Annotated in this window: 18 protein-coding genes and 1 pseudogene; 5 read left to right on the forward strand and 14 right to left on the reverse strand. The window is 71.6% G+C overall.

The features are described from left to right. Window position 1: 1 nt before the first annotated feature. The 3 genes from BLW76_RS06035 to BLW76_RS06045 are packed head-to-tail and all read right to left on the reverse strand — an operon-like array spanning window position 2 to window position 2,810. Entirely contained in the window at window positions 2–811 is an 810-nt protein-coding gene (locus BLW76_RS06035; protein ID WP_091304865.1) for an ATP-binding cassette domain-containing protein, read from the reverse strand. After that, complete coding sequence (locus BLW76_RS06040) at window positions 808–1,797, reverse strand: ABC transporter permease (protein ID WP_167384486.1); 990 nt, start codon at window positions 1,795–1,797, stop codon at window positions 808–810. The genes BLW76_RS06035 and BLW76_RS06040 overlap by 4 nt, the downstream gene beginning before the upstream one ends. Beyond that, complete coding sequence (locus BLW76_RS06045; RefSeq protein ID WP_091304866.1) at window positions 1,794–2,810, reverse strand: substrate-binding domain-containing protein; 1,017 nt, start codon at window positions 2,808–2,810, stop codon at window positions 1,794–1,796. Before BLW76_RS06045 ends, BLW76_RS06040 begins: the two co-directional genes overlap by 4 nt. A 107-nt stretch (window positions 2,811–2,917) precedes the next feature. Here BLW76_RS06045 and BLW76_RS06050 point away from each other — a divergent pair, with 107 nt between their 5' ends. The 3 genes from BLW76_RS06050 (at window position 2,918) to BLW76_RS06060 (ending at window position 5,414) form a co-directional block, all read left to right on the forward strand. After that, window positions 2,918–3,955, forward strand: coding sequence for a LacI family DNA-binding transcriptional regulator (locus tag BLW76_RS06050; protein ID WP_091304867.1), 1,038 nt, complete (start codon window positions 2,918–2,920; stop codon window positions 3,953–3,955). A gap of 69 nt (window positions 3,956–4,024) precedes the next feature. Beyond that, the gene (locus BLW76_RS06055; RefSeq protein ID WP_091304868.1) at window positions 4,025–4,891 is read left to right on the forward strand and encodes a LacI family DNA-binding transcriptional regulator; all 867 of its coding nucleotides are present in this window, start codon (window positions 4,025–4,027) and stop codon (window positions 4,889–4,891) included. A 10-nt stretch (window positions 4,892–4,901) separates the two neighbouring features. Beyond that, window positions 4,902–5,414 carry a GNAT family N-acetyltransferase gene (locus BLW76_RS06060; RefSeq protein ID WP_091304869.1) on the forward strand — a complete coding sequence of 171 codons (513 nt, stop codon included), beginning with the start codon at window positions 4,902–4,904 and terminating at the stop codon, window positions 5,412–5,414. Here BLW76_RS06060 and BLW76_RS06065 read toward each other — a convergent pair. Next, window positions 5,379–6,398, reverse strand: coding sequence for a glycoside hydrolase family 76 protein (locus BLW76_RS06065; RefSeq protein ID WP_091304870.1), 1,020 nt, complete (start codon window positions 6,396–6,398; stop codon window positions 5,379–5,381). The two genes, BLW76_RS06060 and BLW76_RS06065, sit on opposite strands and share 36 nt — an antisense overlap. A gap of 51 nt (window positions 6,399–6,449) precedes the next feature. Here BLW76_RS06065 and BLW76_RS06070 point away from each other — a divergent pair, with 51 nt between their 5' ends. Both BLW76_RS06070 and BLW76_RS06075 read left to right on the forward strand, forming a co-directional pair. Beyond that, window positions 6,450–8,594, forward strand: a complete 2,145-nt coding sequence (locus BLW76_RS06070; RefSeq protein WP_167384487.1) for a molybdopterin-dependent oxidoreductase — start codon at window positions 6,450–6,452, stop codon at window positions 8,592–8,594. Between the two features lie 67 nt (window positions 8,595–8,661). Then, window positions 8,662–9,630, forward strand: coding sequence for a cellulase family glycosylhydrolase (locus BLW76_RS06075; RefSeq protein WP_091304872.1), 969 nt, complete (start codon window positions 8,662–8,664; stop codon window positions 9,628–9,630). 4 nt (window positions 9,631–9,634) lie between these two features. Here BLW76_RS06075 and BLW76_RS06080 read toward each other — a convergent pair whose 3' ends face one another. From BLW76_RS06080 to BLW76_RS06120, 10 genes and pseudogenes are all read right to left on the reverse strand, one after another. After that, window positions 9,635–10,285: a TrmH family RNA methyltransferase gene (locus BLW76_RS06080; RefSeq protein ID WP_091304873.1), complete on the reverse strand. Its 651-nt coding sequence runs from the start codon at window positions 10,283–10,285 to the stop codon at window positions 9,635–9,637. Window positions 10,286–10,299: 14 nt separating this feature from the next. Next, complete coding sequence (locus BLW76_RS06085) at window positions 10,300–10,695, reverse strand: DUF2784 domain-containing protein (RefSeq protein WP_091304874.1); 396 nt, start codon at window positions 10,693–10,695, stop codon at window positions 10,300–10,302. 110 nt (window positions 10,696–10,805) lie between these two features. Then, window positions 10,806–10,970 carry a hypothetical protein gene (locus BLW76_RS48300; protein ID WP_167384488.1) on the reverse strand — a complete coding sequence of 55 codons (165 nt, stop codon included), beginning with the start codon at window positions 10,968–10,970 and terminating at the stop codon, window positions 10,806–10,808. Window positions 10,971–11,097: 127 nt separating this feature from the next. Beyond that, the gene (locus tag BLW76_RS06090) at window positions 11,098–11,382 is read right to left on the reverse strand and encodes a hypothetical protein (protein ID WP_091304875.1); all 285 of its coding nucleotides are present in this window, start codon (window positions 11,380–11,382) and stop codon (window positions 11,098–11,100) included. Further along, a complete protein-coding gene (locus tag BLW76_RS06095; RefSeq protein ID WP_091304876.1) occupies window positions 11,379–11,741 on the reverse strand; it encodes an Asp23/Gls24 family envelope stress response protein in 363 nt (120 codons plus the stop codon). The genes BLW76_RS06090 and BLW76_RS06095 overlap by 4 nt, the downstream gene beginning before the upstream one ends. Further along, window positions 11,738–12,280, reverse strand: a complete 543-nt coding sequence (locus BLW76_RS06100; protein ID WP_091304877.1) for a hypothetical protein — start codon at window positions 12,278–12,280, stop codon at window positions 11,738–11,740. The genes BLW76_RS06095 and BLW76_RS06100 overlap by 4 nt, the downstream gene beginning before the upstream one ends. Continuing rightward, the gene (locus tag BLW76_RS06105) at window positions 12,271–12,822 is read right to left on the reverse strand and encodes an RNA polymerase sigma factor (RefSeq protein ID WP_091304878.1); all 552 of its coding nucleotides are present in this window, start codon (window positions 12,820–12,822) and stop codon (window positions 12,271–12,273) included. The genes BLW76_RS06100 and BLW76_RS06105 overlap by 10 nt, the downstream gene beginning before the upstream one ends. Before the next feature lie 105 nt (window positions 12,823–12,927). Further along, window positions 12,928–13,491, reverse strand: coding sequence for an orotate phosphoribosyltransferase (pyrE, locus tag BLW76_RS06110; protein WP_091304879.1), 564 nt, complete (start codon window positions 13,489–13,491; stop codon window positions 12,928–12,930). Between the two features lie 27 nt (window positions 13,492–13,518). Continuing rightward, window positions 13,519–15,967 (reverse strand): annotated as a pseudogene (locus BLW76_RS50660) (FtsX-like permease family protein). Then, the gene (locus tag BLW76_RS06120; RefSeq protein WP_167384489.1) at window positions 15,967–16,704 is read right to left on the reverse strand and encodes an ABC transporter ATP-binding protein; all 738 of its coding nucleotides are present in this window, start codon (window positions 16,702–16,704) and stop codon (window positions 15,967–15,969) included. The pseudogene BLW76_RS50660 and the gene BLW76_RS06120 overlap by 1 nt, the downstream one beginning before the upstream one ends. Window positions 16,705–16,718 lie beyond the last annotated feature (14 nt).

Raw genomic sequence — 16,718 nt, forward strand, 5'->3', positions numbered from 1 at the left:
TTCACTTCAAGCCGGCCACATGCGTTGCCGCGGCGGCCTCTTCGACTTCGCCGTTCTCGTTGAGCCGCAACGCACCCGTGAGCAGGCCGACGACCTGGTTCATCGAGTGCGTCTTCGGCGAGACGACCGCGACGCGCTTGCCGAGGCGGTGCACGTGGATGCGGTCGGCGATGTCGAACACGTGCGGCATGTTGTGGCTGATCAGCACCACCGGCAGGCCGCGGTCGCGGATCCGGCCGATCAGGTCGAGCACCTTGCCGGACTCGGCGACACCGAGGGCGGCGGTCGGCTCGTCCATGATCACGGCCTTGGTGCCGAACGCGGCCGCGCGGGCCACCGCGACACCCTGGCGCTGGCCGCCCGACAGCGTCTCGACCGGCTGGCTGATCGACTTGATGTTGATGCCCAGCTCGTCGAGGATCCGCTGCGCCTCCGACCGCATGGTCGCGGTGTCGAGCTTGCGGAACAGCCCGAGCGGCCCGCGCAGCCGTTTCTCCCGGCCCAGGAACATGTTCGACGCGATGTCGAGCGCCGGCGCGACCGCGAGGTCCTGGTAGACCGTCTCGATGCCGTAGTGCCGAGCGTCCAAAGGGGATTTGAAGTGGACAGTACGACCATCCACTTTGATCTCGCCCTCGTCCGGGATCACCGCGCCGGACAACGCTTTGATGAGCGACGACTTCCCGGCGCCGTTGTCGCCGACCACGGCGAGCACCTCGCCGGGCAGCAGGTCGAAGTCGGCGCCGTCGATGGCGGTGACGCGGCCGTAGCGCTTGACGAGTCCCCGCGCGGACAGGATGGGTTCGGTCATGACTGCTGCTGCCTCCTCGCGATCCGGTCCACCACGACGGCGGCGATCAGCAGGGCGCCGGTGGCGAGGTCCTGGTAGTTGCCGTCGACGTTCATCTGCGTGAGGCCCGACCGCAGCACGGCCACGACCAGCGCGCCCATCAGCGTCCCGAGCACCGAACCGCGGCCACCGAAGAGGCTCGTGCCGCCGAGGACGACCGCGGTGATCGAGTCGAGGTTGCCGAGCTGGAACTGGTTCGGGTCGGCGTTCGGCGTGCGGCCGAGCGCCTGCCAGGCGGCGATGCCGAAGGTCAGCCCGGCCACGATGTAGACCGACAGCACCGTGCGGTTGACCTTGATGCCGGACAGCCGCGCGGACTCCGGCGCGTTGCCCACCGCGTAGACGTGCTTGCCCCACGCGGTTTTCGTCAGCGCGTACCAGACGCCGAGGTACATCAGCAGCGCCAGCGTCATGCCGTAGGTGATCGGGATGCCGCCGAAGAGGTAGCGCTTGGTGCCGAGCCACTGCAGCAGCCCGTCGGTCACCGGCACCGCCTGGCCGCCGGCGACCAGCTTCGACACCGCGGTCAGCATGGTGAACGTGCCGAGCGTGATGATGAACGCGGGCAGCTTGACCCGGGTCGCGAGCCCGCCGATGAAGAGGCCGACGATGATCGTCAGCACGACGCCGGCGAGCAGCGCGACGAAGCCGTTCGTGCCCGCCGCGGCCAGCTTCGCCATGATCAGCGTCGCCACGACCATCGAGGCCGCGTTGGACAGGTCGATGCCCGCGATGAGGATGACGAGCGTCTGGCCCAGCGCGAGCGTCCCGACGACGAGGGACTGCTGGACCACGGTGGACAGGTTGTCGAGGTCGAAGAACGTGTCCGTGGCCAGCGAGAACACCACGATCGCGACGACCAGCGCGAGCGCCGGGCCGACCGCGGGGGCGCGGAGCAGGAAGTCGCCGAGCGATTCACGGTCCTTCGTCGCCACTGCCGTGGTCATTTGTTGCCTCCCCAGCAGTTCTGCAGGCCCCAGGCCGAGTCGTGGCTCTCGATGCCGGGCAGGGGCTTGTCGGTGATCACGGCGGACCCGGTGTTGACGAAGCCCGACGGCTTCTTGCCGGTCTTGGCGTATTCGACGGCGGCGAGCACGCCCTGCTCGGCCATCTTCGCCGGGAACTGCATGACAGTGGCGGCGAACAGGCCGTCCTTGACGTTCTGGACGCCTTCGCAGCCGCCGTCGATCGAGCCCATGACGATCTGCCCGGTGAGCCCGCGCGCCTTCAGGGCCGCGTACGCGCCGCGGCCCATCGGCTCGTTCATCGAGTAGACGGCGTTGATGTCGGTGCTGCGCTGGAGCAGGTTCTCCATGCCCTGCTGGGCGAGGCTCTGGTCGCCGTTGGCCGCGGTGTGGCCCTTGATCTCCGGCGAGCCGTCGGTCAGCCCGATGCCCTTGAGGAAGCCGCCGTGCCGCTGGGTGTCGACCGTGCTGCCCGCGGTGCCGTCGACCATGAGCAGCTTCGGCGTCGTGCCGTTGAGCGCGGCCTTGACGTAGGCGCCCTGCTGCTCGCCGGCCGCGAAGTTGTCGGTGGCGAAGGTGGCGTCGACGGCGTCGGCCGGTTCGGTGGCGGTGTCGAGGGCGATGACCAGGACGCCGGCGTCGCGGGCGTCCTTGATCGCCTTGAGCACGCCGGTGGACGAGCTGGGCGTGATCAGGATGGTGTTCGCGCCCTGCTGGCGCAGGTTCTCGATGGCCCGGACCTGGCCGTCGTTGTCGCCGTCGAACTGGCCGGCGAGCGCGCTGAAGTCGGCGCCGTTGGCCTGCGCGGCCGCTCTCGCGGCGTTGCGGAGTTCCACGAAGTAGGGGTTGGTGTCGGTCTTGGTGACCAGGCCGACCTTGGCCTTGCCGCTCCCGCCGGTGTTGGTGTTGCCGCCCCAGTGGCGTTCGACCGTGCACCCGGTCGTCGCGGCGAGGACGGCGGCCAGCACGACTGCGGTGAGACTTCGGTGTCTCATGGATTCCCAGCCTTTGTTCGTGTCGAGGCTTGCCGATGGTCGGGAAGGTAGACAGACTGCTCCTTGCGCGCAAGCGTTTGCGCAAACGCTTGCCGGAAAGGATGGGTATGCCCCAATCGAAGTCTTCGCGGCCGACCCAGCGGGACATCGCCGAGCTCGCGGGCGTGTCGATCACGACCGTCTCGCACGTGGTGAACGGGACGCGCGCGGTCGCCGAGGACACCAAGGCGGCGGTGCTGCGGGCGATCGAGACGACCGGCTACACCGGCGACGCCATCGCCCGCTCGCTGGTCACGGGCGGGACGCGGTCGATCGGGATGGCGATCTCCCTGGTGGCGAACCCGTACTTCGCGACGCTGATGCAGGCGATCGAGCGGGAGGCCTCGGTGCACGGCTACACCGTCCTGCTGGCCGACACCCACGACGCCGCGGACACGGAACGTGACACCGTGCGGGCGCTGCGCTCCCGTCGCGTCGACGGCCTGCTCATCACCCCGGCACCCGGCGACGGCCCGGTGATCGGCGAGCTGGTGTCCCTCGACGTCCCGACCGTGCTGATCGACCGGCTGGCCACCCGCACCGACGTCGACCAGGTCGGCTCGGAGAACATCCAGGCGACGTCGGCGCTGACCGCGCACCTGGCCACGCTCGGGCACCGGCGGATCGGGATGATCAGCGGCGTGCCCGGGCTGTCGACGAGCGAAGAGCGCGTCCTCGGCTACCGGCTGGGGCTCGGCCGGTCCGGGCTGACGTGGTCGTCCGAGCTCGTGGCCTGCGGAAACTCCTCGCGCGAGGGCGGCGCGCTGGCGCTGAGCACGCTGCTGGCGCTGCCCGAGCCGCCGACGGCGCTGGTCGTCGGGAACGACGGCATGATGGTCGGCGTGCTGCACGAGGCCCGGCGGCGCGGGCTGCGGATCGGGCGTGACCTGCCGGTCGTGGTCTACGACGAGGTCGAATGGGCGGACCTGGTCGACCCGCCGCTGACGACGATGGCGCAGCCGATCGAGGAGATCGGCAGGCAGGCGGTGCGGCTGCTGCTGGCCCGGATCAACGACCCGGGCCGCAAGGCCGAAACGGTGCGGCTGGCACCCACTCTGCGTCACCGTGAGTCGTGCGGCTGCCCGGCGGTTCACTCACTTCAGTGAATCTGGGTTCCTGACACCTGCGCGCGGCCGTTCAGCGGATACCTTTCGGCTGAGCGTCTGCGAGGGCTTATGACCGCACTTTCGCCGGACCTCCGGTTGTGGGACCCCCCGGTCACCTACCGGATCGGCGTCGCGATGGGTGTCGACACCCACCCGTACTCCGGCGAGCTGCTGCGCGCGATCAGGGCGGCCGCGGCGCAGGCGGGGTGCGACGTCGTGCTGGCGGACACCGAAGACACCGTGGGCGAAGAAGCCGCGGTGGTGCGTGCCCTGCGCGCGGACCTGGTGGACGGCGTGCTGCTGGTCCCCTCGGCCGGCGACGAAGCGGTGATCAACGGCCTGGTGCGGATGGGCGTGCCGACGGTGCTGGTCGACCGTGTGGCCGCCCGCAACGACGTCGACCAGGTCGGCACGGAGAACGTGCACGCGGTCGCGTCGCTGGTCCGGCACCTGACTGATCGCCGGCATCGGAAGATCGGCCTGATCTCGGGCGACGAGGGCCTGGAGGTCAGCCGCGAGCGCATCCGCGGCTACCGGCTGGGCCTGGAGCAAGCGGGCCTGCGGTTCAACCGCGAGCTGGTGGAGAGCGGGTTTTCGAACGCGGGCGGCGCCACCCGCGCCACGGCCAAGCTCCTCGACGGCTGGCCGTCCCCGACGGCGTTGGTGGTGGCGGACGAGGCGATGCTGGTCGGCGTCCAGTACGAGGCCCACCGCCGCGGCATCCGCATCGGCTCCGAGCTGGCGGTGGTCGGCTACGGCGACATGGACTGGGCCCGCCGCGTGAGCCCGGCGGTGACGACGCTGGTCCAGCCGATCGCGGACCTGGGCCGCCGGGCGGTCCAGCTGCTGATGTCCCGCATGGCCGACCCGGACCGGCCGCCGGAATCGGTCTGGCTGACCCCGAAATTCCTCCACGGCGCCTCCTGCGGCTGCTGATACTGGAGCGGTGATCCGCCTCGCGCACACCGCCGACCTGCCCGCACCCACCCGCACCCTGCTCGACACAGCCTTCGAGGGCGACTTCGCCGACACGGACTGGGAGAACACCCTCGGCGGCACGCACGCCCTCGCCTTCGCCGGAACCGAGCTGATCGGACACGCCGCGCTCGTCCAACGACGGCTCCTGCACGGCGGGCGCGTGCTCCGCGCCGGGTACGTCGAGGGCGTCGCCGTCCACCCGGACCACCGCCGCCGCGGGCACGCGAGCGCGTTGATGACGGCGTTGGAGCGGCTGCTGCCGGGGTACGACCTCGGAGCGTTGAGTGCCGCGGAGGAAGCCGTGCCGCTGTACGAAGGCCGAGGCTGGCGGCAGTGGCGGGGACCGACGTTCGCACTGACGCCATCAGGCATCCAGCGCACCGAAGAAGAGGACGGCGGGGTGTACGTGTGGCCGGCCCGGGCGCCACTGGACCTCGACGGCGAGCTAACCGCCGACTGGCGAGCCGGCGATGTCTGGTGACAGCGTCGCCGCTGCTTCGAGGAGCATCCAGCCGCCCACCTGGACCGACATGTCCCGCTCCGGCGCGTCCTCAACCAACGGCCAGGGCGCCGGGCGGTCCCAGTACGCGCTGAACACCAGACCAGGCGCCGCGCCTGACCAGCACGCCTCCGCCGACGTCAGCACCAGTGACCGGGCCACCGCGGCCTCCGGGCCCGGCAGCGAACGAGCCGCCAGCGCCAGGTACCGCGCCAGGATCGCCGCGAACAACCCGCCGTCGCCGCCGCCTTGGCCGCGGATGACGCCGCCCGGTGCGAGGTGCTCCGCCACCGCGCGGACAGTCCGTGCCGCATCGTCCACTAAGGACAACTCAAGGCAAGCACCCAGGTAAACCCCTTGGCAATACGTGTAAATGTGCTTCACCAGCTCGCCCGTGTCCGCGCGGATTCCGTCCCACACCAAACCGGACGAAGGATCGACCAAAGTGGACGTCAGCCACGCAGTCATCTCGCGAGCGCGGGTGAGATTCCCGGATCGGGCGTGGAAGATCGCCGCCGGGCCGTTGGCCGGGGCGTTCTTGAAGTCGTCGCCGCGGCGCCACCAGATTCCGCCGCCCGCCGCCGTCGTCCAGCCCGACAGGAGCTGGGCCTCGATCGCCGCCAGGGCCGGGCCGACGTCGATGCCCAGCGCCGCAACCCGTTGCAGCGCCAGGCCCAGCCAGGCGATGTCGTCGTAGTAGTCGTTGGTCCACTTGCCGAAGTTGCGCAGCCGCACCGAGCGCACGAAAGTCCGGATCACCGCGAGCCGCGCCGGTGAAGGCGCGCGCAGCTGGGCGTCGACCAGCGTGTCCAGCAGGTGGGCCTGCCACCAGTAGTTCCAGTGCCAGTGCAGCCGCTGGTCCACCGCCGCCGGCCAGCGGCTGCGGCCCAGGAGCGTGCCGGGCAGTGCCCACACCCGGCGCAGGTGCCGCGAAGTCACCGCGCGTTCCGCGGCCGAGACGTCCATGTCGCAATCGTGCCTTGCCGATCGACATACCGCTTAGTATGTTCGGTGGTCATGACGACCGCCCACGTCACCTGCCCGCTGTGCGAAGCCACCTGCGGCCTGGAAGTGACGCTCGACGCGAACCAGCAGGTCACGCGCGTCCAAGGTGACGACAAGGACGTCTTCTCGCGGGGGTACATCTGCCCCAAGGGCGCGTCCCTCGGCGCCCTGCACCACGACCCCGATCGGCTGACCGCCCCGCTGCTCAAGCGCGACGGCGAGTTCGTCGAGGTGAGCTGGCAGGAGGCCTACGACGAGATCGCGCGCCGGCTCCCGCCGATCCTCGAGGAGCACGGCCGGGACGCCGTCGCCGTGTACGCGGGCAACCCCGGCGTGCACAACATCGCGCTGACGCTCTACGGCCGCGTGCTCTACAAAGCGTTGGGCACCAAGAACTTCTACAGCGCCACCTCCGTCGACCAGCTGCCGAAGCACTACTCCGCCGGCACGATGTTCGGCGACCCGCTGGCCATCCCGGTGCCCGACCTCGACCGGACGCGGCACCTGCTGATCCTCGGCGCCAACCCGCTCGTCTCCAACGGCAGCCTGATGACCGCGCCGGACATCCGCGGTCGGCTGCGGGCGATCCGCGAGCGCGGCGGCAAGATCGTCGTCGTCGACCCGCGGCGCACGCGCACCGCGCAGTTCGCCGACGAACACCACGCCATCCGGCCCGGCACCGACGCGCTGCTGCTGTTCGCGCTGGTCAACGTCCTGTTCGCGGAAAACCTCGTCGCACCCGGGCGCCTGGAAGGACACCTCGACGGCCTCGAGGACGTCCGGGAGCTGGCTCAGCCGTTCACGCCGGAAGCCGTCGCCCCGCGCACCGGCATCGACGCCGACGCCATCCGCCGGATGGCCCGCGAGCTGACCTCGGACAACGCCGTCGTCTACGGCCGGATCGGCACCACCACGCAGGCGTTCGGCACCGTCGCGAGCTGGCTGGTCGACGTCCTCAACGTGCTCACCGGCCACCTCGACGCGCCGGGCGGCGCGATGTTCCCGCTGGCCGCCTGCCAGCCCACCGGCAACCGCCGTCCGTTCGCCGTCGGACGCTGGCGCAGCCGCGTGCGCGGCTACCCCGAGGTCGTCGGCGAACTGCCGGTCGCGACCCTCGCCGACGAGATCGAAACCCCGGGCGAGGGCCAGGTCCGCGCGCTGATCACGGTCAGCGGCAACCCGTGCCTGAGCACGCCGAACGCCGGCCGGCTGGCCGCGGCCCTCGACAGCCTCGACTTCATGATCTCCGTCGACGTCTACCTCAACGAGACGTCCCGCCACGCCGACGTCATCCTGCCCGGGCCGTCGCCGCTCGAGCGCCCGCACTTCGACCTGGCCTTCTACCAGCTGTCCATCCGCAACGTCGCCAACTGGACGCCCGCGACGCTGCCGTCGGCGCTGCCGCAGGAGTGGGAGACCATGCTGCGGCTCACCGGCATCGTCGCCGGCCAGGGCCCGGAGGCCGACGTCGCCGCGCTGGACGACTTCGTCGCCGGGGAGACCGCGCGCCGCAACGGGCTCGACGTCGCCGTCGCCGGCGAGCGCACCGGGCCCGCGCGCCTGGTCGACCTGCTGCTGCGCGCCGGCCCCTACAACGTCACCCTGGCCGACCTCGAAGCCGCGCCGCACGGGATGGACTTCGGGCCGCTGAAGCCGCGGATCCCCGAGGTGCTGTGCACGGCGTCCGGCCGGATCGAGCTGGCGCCCGAACCCGTAGTCGCCGACGTTCCGCGATTGCGGGAAGAACTTGCGAAAAACGCGGAAGCCGACGGTCTCGTGCTCATCGGGCGGCGGCACCTGAGCTCCAACAATTCGTGGATGCACAACCTGGAGCCGCTCGTCCGCGGCGGCAACCGGTGCACGGTGCAGGTCCACCCCGCCGACGCCACGCGCCTCGGCCTGACCGACGGCAGCCTCGCTTCGGTGACGTCGCGCGCCGGAAAACTGCAGGTCCCGGTGGAGGTGACCGACGAGGTCCGCCCCGGCGTCGTCAGCATCCCGCACGGCTGGGGCCACGACGTCGACGGCTCGCGGACGCGGGTGGCGCGCGCGAACCCCGGCGTCAACTCCAACCTGGTCGCCGACGAGACGCTGCTGGACGTTCCGTCCGGAACGTCGGTGTTGAACGGAATCCCGGTCGAGGTCGCCCCCGTCTGACCCTTGACGTCCGGCGGGCCGTCGAGGATTCTCGACGCGGCATGTTTACGTGAACATCGGAGTTCGCATGGCCCGTCTTCGGCAATTCCTGCTCGTCCTGCTGCTCGTTCCCCTCTTCGTCGTTCCGGAAAGCGCTTCCGCCGCCACCAACGGCTTCCGCGGCGTCAACTGGGCGGACGCCCGCGACAACTACGTGGACGGCTGGGTCATCCCCACCGGCCTCACCGCCGGCGACAGCTACGACAGCGTCCGCGGCAAGGCCGACGGCATCATCACCGGCTTCGAGCAGAAACTCGGCGCGAACACCGTGCGGCTGCCGATCAACCCGCAGAGCGTCAACTCGGACTGGTGGGGGCGGTACAAGGGCGCCGCCGACTCGGCGCTGGCCCACGGCATGAAGGTCATCTTCGGCTACTGGGAAGCGAACAAGGACGGCTTCGTCGACGACACAAACGCCTGGAACACCATGTGGGACAAGGTCACCGCCGACTACGGCGGCAACGGCAACGTGTACTTCGAGCCGATGAACGAGCCGTTCGGCTACAGCCTGAACGACTGGGTTTCGCTCTGCTCGACCTGGCTGGCCCGGCACTCGAACATCCCCCGCGGCCGGGTGCTGATCAGCGGCACCGGCTACAACGACAACGTCACCGGCGTCGGCGCCGCGAGCGCGCTGAACGGCACGCTGCTTTCGCTGCACTTCTACGGCTTCTGGGCCTCGGACACGACCCGCTCGGCGTGGACGGCGAACCTCAGCAACCGGCTCGGGTCGTACTCGTCGCGGACGATCATCGACGAGGCAGGCGCCCCGATGACGACGGGCCTGGACTACTCCGCCGGCCACCAGGACGGCAACAACTTCACCGCGTACTTCGCCGCCACCACGGACCTGGCGCGGTCGCGGCAGATGGGCGTCGTCTACTGGCCCGGCCTGCGCTCCGGCGACACGTACTCGATCACGCGGCAGAGCGGCAGCGGGCTGGAGACCAACAACGCGTCGGGCGTGGTGCAGCTGCGCTGGGGCTGGGGCCTGTAGGCCGTCACCAGGCGCGGCCGAGATCGGCGTGCTGCCGGATCCAGGCGTGCATGACGATCCCGGCCGCGACCCCGGCGTTGATCGAGCGGGTCGTGCCGAACTGGGCGATCGACACGACCAGCGACGCCGCTTCCTGCGCCGGCTGCGAAAGCCCCGGCCCTTCCTGGCCGAACAGCAGGACGCACTCGCGCGGGATCTCGGCCGTCTCGACCGGCTGGGACCCGGGCGTGTTGTCCACCGCGACGACGGCCAGGCCCTGCTCCGCGGCGAAGGCCGCCAACTCGGAGACGTCGTCGTGGTGGCGCAAGTGCTGGTAGCGGTCGGTCACCATGGCGCCACGCCGGTTCCAGCGGCGGCGGCCGACGATGTGCACCTCGGCCGCGGCGAAGGCGTTGGCCGTGCGGACCACGGTGCCGATGTTGTGGTCGTGCTGGAAGTTCTCGATCGCGACGTGGAACGGGTGCCGCCGGCTGTCCACATCGGACACGATGGCCTCGCGGCGCCAGTAGCGGTAGGCGTCGACGACGTTGCGGCGGTCGCCGTCCCGCAGCAGCTCGGGGTCGTACCGCTCGTCGGCAGGCCACGCACCCGGCCACGGGCCGACGCCGACCTCTTCGCGGCTCACCCACTCGGTGGGTCCGGGTATGGAGTTCACCCGGCGATTGTCGCTCAGCCCAGGTGGACGGGACGCACGTGGGTTTCCCCGGCGTGGTCGTGGCGGTGGCGCCAGCGGTGGTAGACGCCGACGTAGGAGTACGCGACCACCACGATCGCGATGATCCCGATCGCCGGCAGCCACGACTGCGGGAAGACCGTGCCGTAGAGGTAGTAGGCGTTGAACCCGCCGGGCAGGTCGCCGAGTCCCTGCTGGTGGCGGAAGTAGTTCTCCAGCGCGGTGAGCGGGCACGGCACCGGCGTGACGTTCACCAGCACGCCCCAGGCCGCGGCGAACATGTGGACGAAGATCAGCTTGGGCCAGCGCCAGGCGAGAAACCCGCCCAGCCCGATGAGCGCCAAGGCCAGGATGTGCACCACGACGGTCACGTCGGCCAGGAACTTCGCCATCGCACCCCCTCCACCCGATCCCCCTACCAGCGACTTTACTCCGCCGGACGGGGTCGTCCGTCTCTACGGATGCCCACGTCCGTGATGTTTAACCCAGCGGAGCAGCCTGTTCACCTGCGTGGTGACGGCGGCGTCACTCCCGGTGGGAATTCCGGCGGCCGCTTCGCCGGGTACTGCGTCGGCTCCTCGTGCGGGTACTGGTCCGGCGCGCCGTCCGGTTTCTTCCGGTTCGGGTCGGCCGGGCGCTGCGGCTGCGGTTCCGGCGGCTCCTCCACACCCCGACGGTACGCCCTGGTCACACGGTCGGCAGCCGGTTTTCACTCGACGCGATCGCTGGTCGCCTGCTCCTCGTCCGCCGCGATGTGGACGTCGGCGATGGTCGTGGTGCCCTGCGGGAGAGGCTCACTGTGACGTGGGTCTCGCGAAGGCCGCGCCGTCGAGATCGGTGACCACCAGCCGCAGCCGCGCGTGCGCCCACGGCGTGCCCGCCAGCACCGGGCGCACGGCTTCGGCCGCCCGGTCCAGCAGCGGCGGGAGCGGCAGCCGGGTCGCGACCAGCCGGACCTGGACGACTTCCGGGTCCAGGTCGACGGCCGGGGCGTCCCAGACCAGCGGGACCGCCGGGCGGAGGCCGTCCACCGCTTCGAGGGCGCCGAGGATCTTCGCGACGGCTTCGCCGGCGGTCATCGCGTCGCCGGCTCGATGTCCATGACGGACACCGACACCGCGTCGACGACCAGCCCGGTCTGCTCGGCCACGGACCGGCGCACCGCACGCTGGACCGCCCGGCCGACCGCGGCCACCTGGTCGTCCGCCGCCGTGACCAGGTCGATCTCGACCGTCACCCGGCCGCCGGTGGTCCGCACCCGGACGCCGTCGGCCGGCGCCGGGTCGAGCCCCTGCCAGCGCTGCCGGGCCGCGCGCGTCCACGACGTCACCAGGCCGCGCAGCCCCGGTTCGAGGCGCACCACACCCGGCGTGGTGATCGCCGCCCGCGCCGCCACACTCGCGATCACCGGATCGGCGATGACGTGTTCGACCGTCATTCCCCCGGCTCCTCGTAGACGTCGGCCACGAGCAGGTCGAGTTTCGCCAGCGTGACGCCCACCCGGGCCGCGGCCGCCGCGGTCACCCGCTCCCGCACCTTCGCCAGCGCTTCGCCGCCCGTCGCGTTCCGCAGGCTGACCGCGAGGGTGAGTTCGACCTCGACGCCGCCGGGGACGGTCCGCACCCGGCAGCGCCGCGCGCGGACACCGCCGACCGTGTCGGCCGCGTACCGCAGCACCGCCGCCACCGCCTGCTCGCTGACCTCGACGAACCCGGGTTCCGGGGTCGGCAGGGGCACCATCGAGCCGCGCCGCACCTCGGCGCGCACCGCCGACATGATCCGCCCGAACAGGTCCGGCGACGGCGCGTCCTCCTCGGCCACCAGCTCGGACGTGGCCGCGCGCAACGCCAGCAGGCTTTCGCGCGCGGCGGCGCAGTGCGGGCAGGTCAGCTCGTGCTCGTCGGCCACCGCGTCCAGCCGTTCCCACACCTGCTCGACGTCGCGCTCGCAGGGCAGCCCGTAGTCCGTCATCGCCACGGCTTCATCACCTCCGCCAGCTGGGCACGGGCGCGCGCGATCCGGCCGCGGACGGCGGTCGCGGTCACGCCGACGGTTTCGCCGATCTCTTCGTAGGACCGGCCGTGCACTTCCCGCAGCAGCCAGCACGCTCGTTGTTCGGGAGTCAGCTGGGCCAGGGCCGCGTTCAGGGCGGCGAGCTGGCTGCTGACCTGGGCGGCCCGCTCCGGCTGCAGGTCGGTCCGCGGCGACTCGGCCGTGTCGAGGTCGACGTCGGCCTGCGGCTTGCGCATGCGGATCGCGTTGAGACAGCGGTTCGTGGTGGCCCGGTAGAGCCAGCCGACGAACGCGGCGTCCTCGCTGAGCTGGCCCAGCTTGCGCCAGGCGTTGAGGAACACCTCCTGCACGACGTCCTCGGCGTCGCCGCGGTGGTGCAGCATCTTGACGGCGAGCCGGAACATCGGGCCCTGGTAGCGCAGCACGAGCTGCTCGTAGGCCCGGACGTCCCCATCCCGGGCGCGGCCGACGAGGGTGACGTCGTCGAGCGGCGTGGTCGTCGTCACGGCACCTCCTCACGGGGAGGACACCGGCGGGCGGAAAACGTCACGCGGTGATTGTCGGTGACGGTCGTCACCGGGGCGAATCCACGGATCCGCCCCGGTGTTCGATCAGTCCAGGCCGAGGTCGTCCTTGCCGAGGACGTACCGGTACTCCAGGCCTTCCTTCTCGATGGCCTCACGCGCCCCGGTGTCGCGGTCGACGACCGTCACGACGCCGACGACGTTCGCGCCCGCCTCGCGCAGGGCCTCGACCGCCGTCAGGACGCTGCCACCGGTCGTGGAGGTGTCCTCGACCGCCAGCACGCGCTGCCCGCGGACCTCCATGCCCTCGATGCGCCGCTGCATGCCGTGTTCCTTGACCGACTTGCGGACGACGAACGCGTCGAGCACGACGCCGTCGTTCGCCGCCGAGTGCAGCATCGCCAGCGCGACCGGGTCGGCGCCGAGCGTCAGGCCGCCGGCCGCCACGTAGTCCCAGTCCGCGGTGAGCTGACGCAGGAGCTTGCCGATCAGCGGCGCGGCCGCGTGGTGCAGCGTCGCCCGCCGGAGGTCGATGTAGTAGTCGGCTTCCTTGCCGGACGCCAGTGTCACTTTTCCGTGTACCACGGAAAGATCGGTGACCAGCCTGGCCAGTTCGAGTTTCGCCGCTTGATCCAACCCGGGGTTCGCCACGGCCGAGAGTCTTACACACGGCCGGGTTCACTCACCGATGGATGTGGCGTCGACCGCACGCCCGCGCGTGGCGGCCCAGGCCGGGACCAGGATCGCCCCGAGCGAGAGCACCACGGCGATCGCGAGGACGGCCAGGTAGATCGTCACCGGGCCCGACGGCAGCAGCGAACCGGTCACCACGAGGCAGAACGGCACGATCGCGCCCGCCGCCACCAGCGTCCCGAGCAGCACCGCGATGGTCGCGATCAGGCCGCCTTCGACACCGGCCATCCGCAGCACCTGGCCGCGGGTGAAGCCGCTCAGCCGCTGCACCCCGAACTCGCGGCGCCGCCGCACGGTCGCCGTCACCAGCGTGTTCACCACGGAGATCACCGTGTACGCGATGATCATCCCGACGAGCAGGTAGTTGACCCAGGCGCCGACCTCGTTGCCCTTCGCGTGCGCCGCGAGCAGCGTGCCGCGGTCGCCGACGAACACCGGCAGCCCGGCGGTCGCCTCGCGCAGGCGCGCGGTCAGCGTCGCAGTGTCGACGCCGGGAGCGGCGCGGACCAGCAGCTGCGGCGCCAGCCCGAGGGTCGTGTGCGGGGCCAGCAGCCCGGCGGGCAGCACGAGCTTTTCGAACCCGGGACGCTGGTCGACGACCGCGGTGACCCGCACGTCCACCGGCGTGCCGTCGCCGAGCCGCAGCGACAGCGTGTCGCCGACGCGGTGGCCGAGCGTCGACGGCACCTCGACGGTGTTCCCGGTCAGCTCGCTGACGCCCAGCGCGGGCCGGCCGTCGTCGTTCTGGCCCGAGTCGAACGGCCGCTCGACGAACACCGTGCTCGTGACGTACTCCGACGCACTCGCGACGCCCGGGGTGGCGCGCACCCGCCCCAGCACCGCCGGGTCGAGCCCGGCGGGCGAGCCGACGACGGCGTCCGCGCGCAGGTCCTCGGTGTAGGCCTGGTTCGAGACGGCTTCCTGGGTGGTCTGCAGGTAGATGTTGGCGGTCGCGATGCCGACCGCGAGCATGATCGGCGTGACCGCGCCGGCCGCCCGCACCGCGCCGACGCGGGTGTTGCGCAGCGCGACCCGGCCGTTGACGCCGCTGAGCGCGTGCACCGGCCAGGTCAGCAGGGTGGCCACCAGCTTCGTCACGCCGGGGCTGATCGCCGCGAGCCCGAACGCCCACAGCATCACCGCCGGGCCGGCCGTGCTGGCCGCGACCGGGCCGGTCATCACGGCGACCGTGACGATGCCGAGCGCCGTCCCGCCACCGAAGCACAGGATCGCGGTGATCAGCCGGATCGGCGTCAGCCAGCGCCGCTCGACGGCGGCTTCGGCGAGCGCCTCGGTCGGGCGGATCCGCGAAGCACGCCGTCCGGCCACGAAGGACGCGCCCACCACGGCCAGCAGCGACGCGCCCGCGGCGACCACGGCCGGGATCCAGCCCTGCGCGAACCGCAGCACGTCGGGAACGACCTGGTGGTCCACGAGCTGGTCGAACAGCCACTCCCCGAGCACCGGGCCGAGCGCCACGGCCGCACCGACCGCGAGCAGCCCGACGACGAGCGCCTCGCCGAGCACCATCCGCCTGCAGCTGGCGCGGAGTCGTGCCGACCGCGCGCAACAGGGCCAGCTCACGCTGGCGCTGCTGCGTCGACAGCGTCAGCGTGCCGGCCACGACGAACACCATGACCATCGCCGAGAGCCCGCCCGACACGGCGGCCAGCACGATCAGGTTCTCGCCGCTCTTGCCCGTCTCGGGGAACTCGAACGCCCCGCGCTCGGCACCGGTCGCCACGACTCCGGCGTCCCCGACGGCCGCGGTCACGGCGGCGACGTCACCGCCGAAGACGCCGATGGTGTCGAAGCGGCCCGGGTGCCCGGACAGCCGTTCGGCGTCCGAAGCCGCGAAGAACACGGCCGCGTCCCGCATGGCGTGCGGTGCCTGGGCGATCCCGGCGATCCGGAACGGGCCGACGCTGCCGTGCGCGGCGACCGGCAGCGTGTCCCCGACGGCGAGCCCGAGCCCGGCGTCGACCACGACTTCGCCCGGCTTCGGGGCGGCGCCCTGCAGCGCATACGGCGTCAGGACGGCGGAATCCCACGCGTGCCCGAGGGCGCTCGTCTTCCCGAGCTGCACGGGGAAGCTGACCTCGCCGACGACGTCCGTGACGCCCGGAACCGCCCGCAGGCGATCGGCCAGTGCCGCGTCGAGCCGGACGCGCTCGGGCAGGGTCGCGTTCTCGAACTTGCGCTTGTCGCCGGCCTCGAGGGTCGCCGGGTCCTTCTTCGGCAGCATGAGCGCCTGCTGCCCGCCGACGACGATCGGCGCCGCGGCCAGCCGCTGCACCGGCGTCTCGGACCGGATGCCGGTCTCCATCAGGCCACCGCACGCCGAAACGACCAGCGCGCCGAAGAACACGGCGACGAACGTCGCCAGGAACCCGCCCTTGCGCAGGCGGAGGGTCCGCAGAGCGAGCTTGAACATCAGGCCGCCACCCGGCCCCACGCGCCGAGGTGGGTCATCCGCTCGGCGACGGCTTCGGCGGTCGGCCGGTCCAGCCGCCCGGCGATCCGGCCGTCGGCGAGGAAGACGACCTGGTCGGCGTAGGACGCGGCGACCGGGTCGTGCGTCACCATGATGATCGTCTGGCCGGACGCCCGGACGGAGTCGCGCAGCAGGCCGAGCACCTCGGCGGCGGTGCGCGTGTCGAGGGCGCCGGTCGGCTCGTCGGCGAACAGCACGGCCGGGTCGGTGACCAGGGCGCGCGCGATCGCGACGCGCTGCTGCTGCCCGCCGGACAGCTGCCCGGGCAGGTGCTTGCGGCGCCCGTCGAGCCCGACGTGGGCGAGGATCCGCGCCACCAGCCGCTTGTCCGGGCGCTTGCCCGCCAGCTGCAGCGGCAGCACGACGTTCTGCTCGACCGTCAGCGCCGGGAGCAGGTTGAACGCCTGGAAGACGAAGCCGACGCGGTCGCGCCGCAGCTTCGTCAGGTACGTCTCGTTCTTGCCGTCGAGGTCCTGGCCGTCGAGCACCACCCGGCCCGACGTGGGCCGGTCGAGGCCGGCCGCGCAGTGCAGGAACGTGCTCTTGCCCGAGCCGGACGGGCCCATCACCGCGGTGAACCCGCCGCGCGGGAAGGAGATCGAGACCCCGTCCAGCGCCGCCACACCGCCGCCGTACTCCTTGCGCACAGCCTCGAGCCGAACTGCCTCAGTCATCATGCGGAAAACGCTAT

It is taken from the genome of Amycolatopsis tolypomycina, from assembly GCF_900105945.1.
Lineage (GTDB): Bacteria > Actinomycetota > Actinomycetes > Mycobacteriales > Pseudonocardiaceae > Amycolatopsis > Amycolatopsis tolypomycina.

Bases quoted from the DNA above. Each gene is read 5' to 3' on its own strand.
- BLW76_RS06035 (WP_091304865.1), bottom strand. From the start codon at position 811: ATGACCGAACCCATCCTGTCCGCGCGGGGACTCGTCAAGCGCTACGGC.
- BLW76_RS06040 (WP_167384486.1), bottom strand. From the start codon at position 1,797: ATGACCACGGCAGTGGCGACGAAGGACCGTGAATCGCTCGGCGACTTC.
- BLW76_RS06045 (WP_091304866.1), bottom strand. From the start codon at position 2,810: ATGAGACACCGAAGTCTCACCGCAGTCGTGCTGGCCGCCGTCCTCGCC.
- BLW76_RS06050 (WP_091304867.1), top strand. From the start codon at position 2,918: ATGCCCCAATCGAAGTCTTCGCGGCCGACCCAGCGGGACATCGCCGAG.
- BLW76_RS06055 (WP_091304868.1), top strand. From the start codon at position 4,025: ATGACCGCACTTTCGCCGGACCTCCGGTTGTGGGACCCCCCGGTCACC.
- BLW76_RS06065 (WP_091304870.1), bottom strand. From the start codon at position 6,398: ATGGACGTCTCGGCCGCGGAACGCGCGGTGACTTCGCGGCACCTGCGC.
- BLW76_RS06070 (WP_167384487.1), top strand. From the start codon at position 6,450: ATGACGACCGCCCACGTCACCTGCCCGCTGTGCGAAGCCACCTGCGGC.
- BLW76_RS06075 (WP_091304872.1), top strand. From the start codon at position 8,662: ATGGCCCGTCTTCGGCAATTCCTGCTCGTCCTGCTGCTCGTTCCCCTC.
- BLW76_RS06085 (WP_091304874.1), bottom strand. From the start codon at position 10,695: ATGGCGAAGTTCCTGGCCGACGTGACCGTCGTGGTGCACATCCTGGCC.
- BLW76_RS06090 (WP_091304875.1), bottom strand. From the start codon at position 11,382: ATGACCGCCGGCGAAGCCGTCGCGAAGATCCTCGGCGCCCTCGAAGCG.
- BLW76_RS06095 (WP_091304876.1), bottom strand. From the start codon at position 11,741: ATGACGGTCGAACACGTCATCGCCGATCCGGTGATCGCGAGTGTGGCG.
- BLW76_RS06120 (WP_167384489.1), bottom strand. From the start codon at position 16,704: ATGATGACTGAGGCAGTTCGGCTCGAGGCTGTGCGCAAGGAGTACGGC.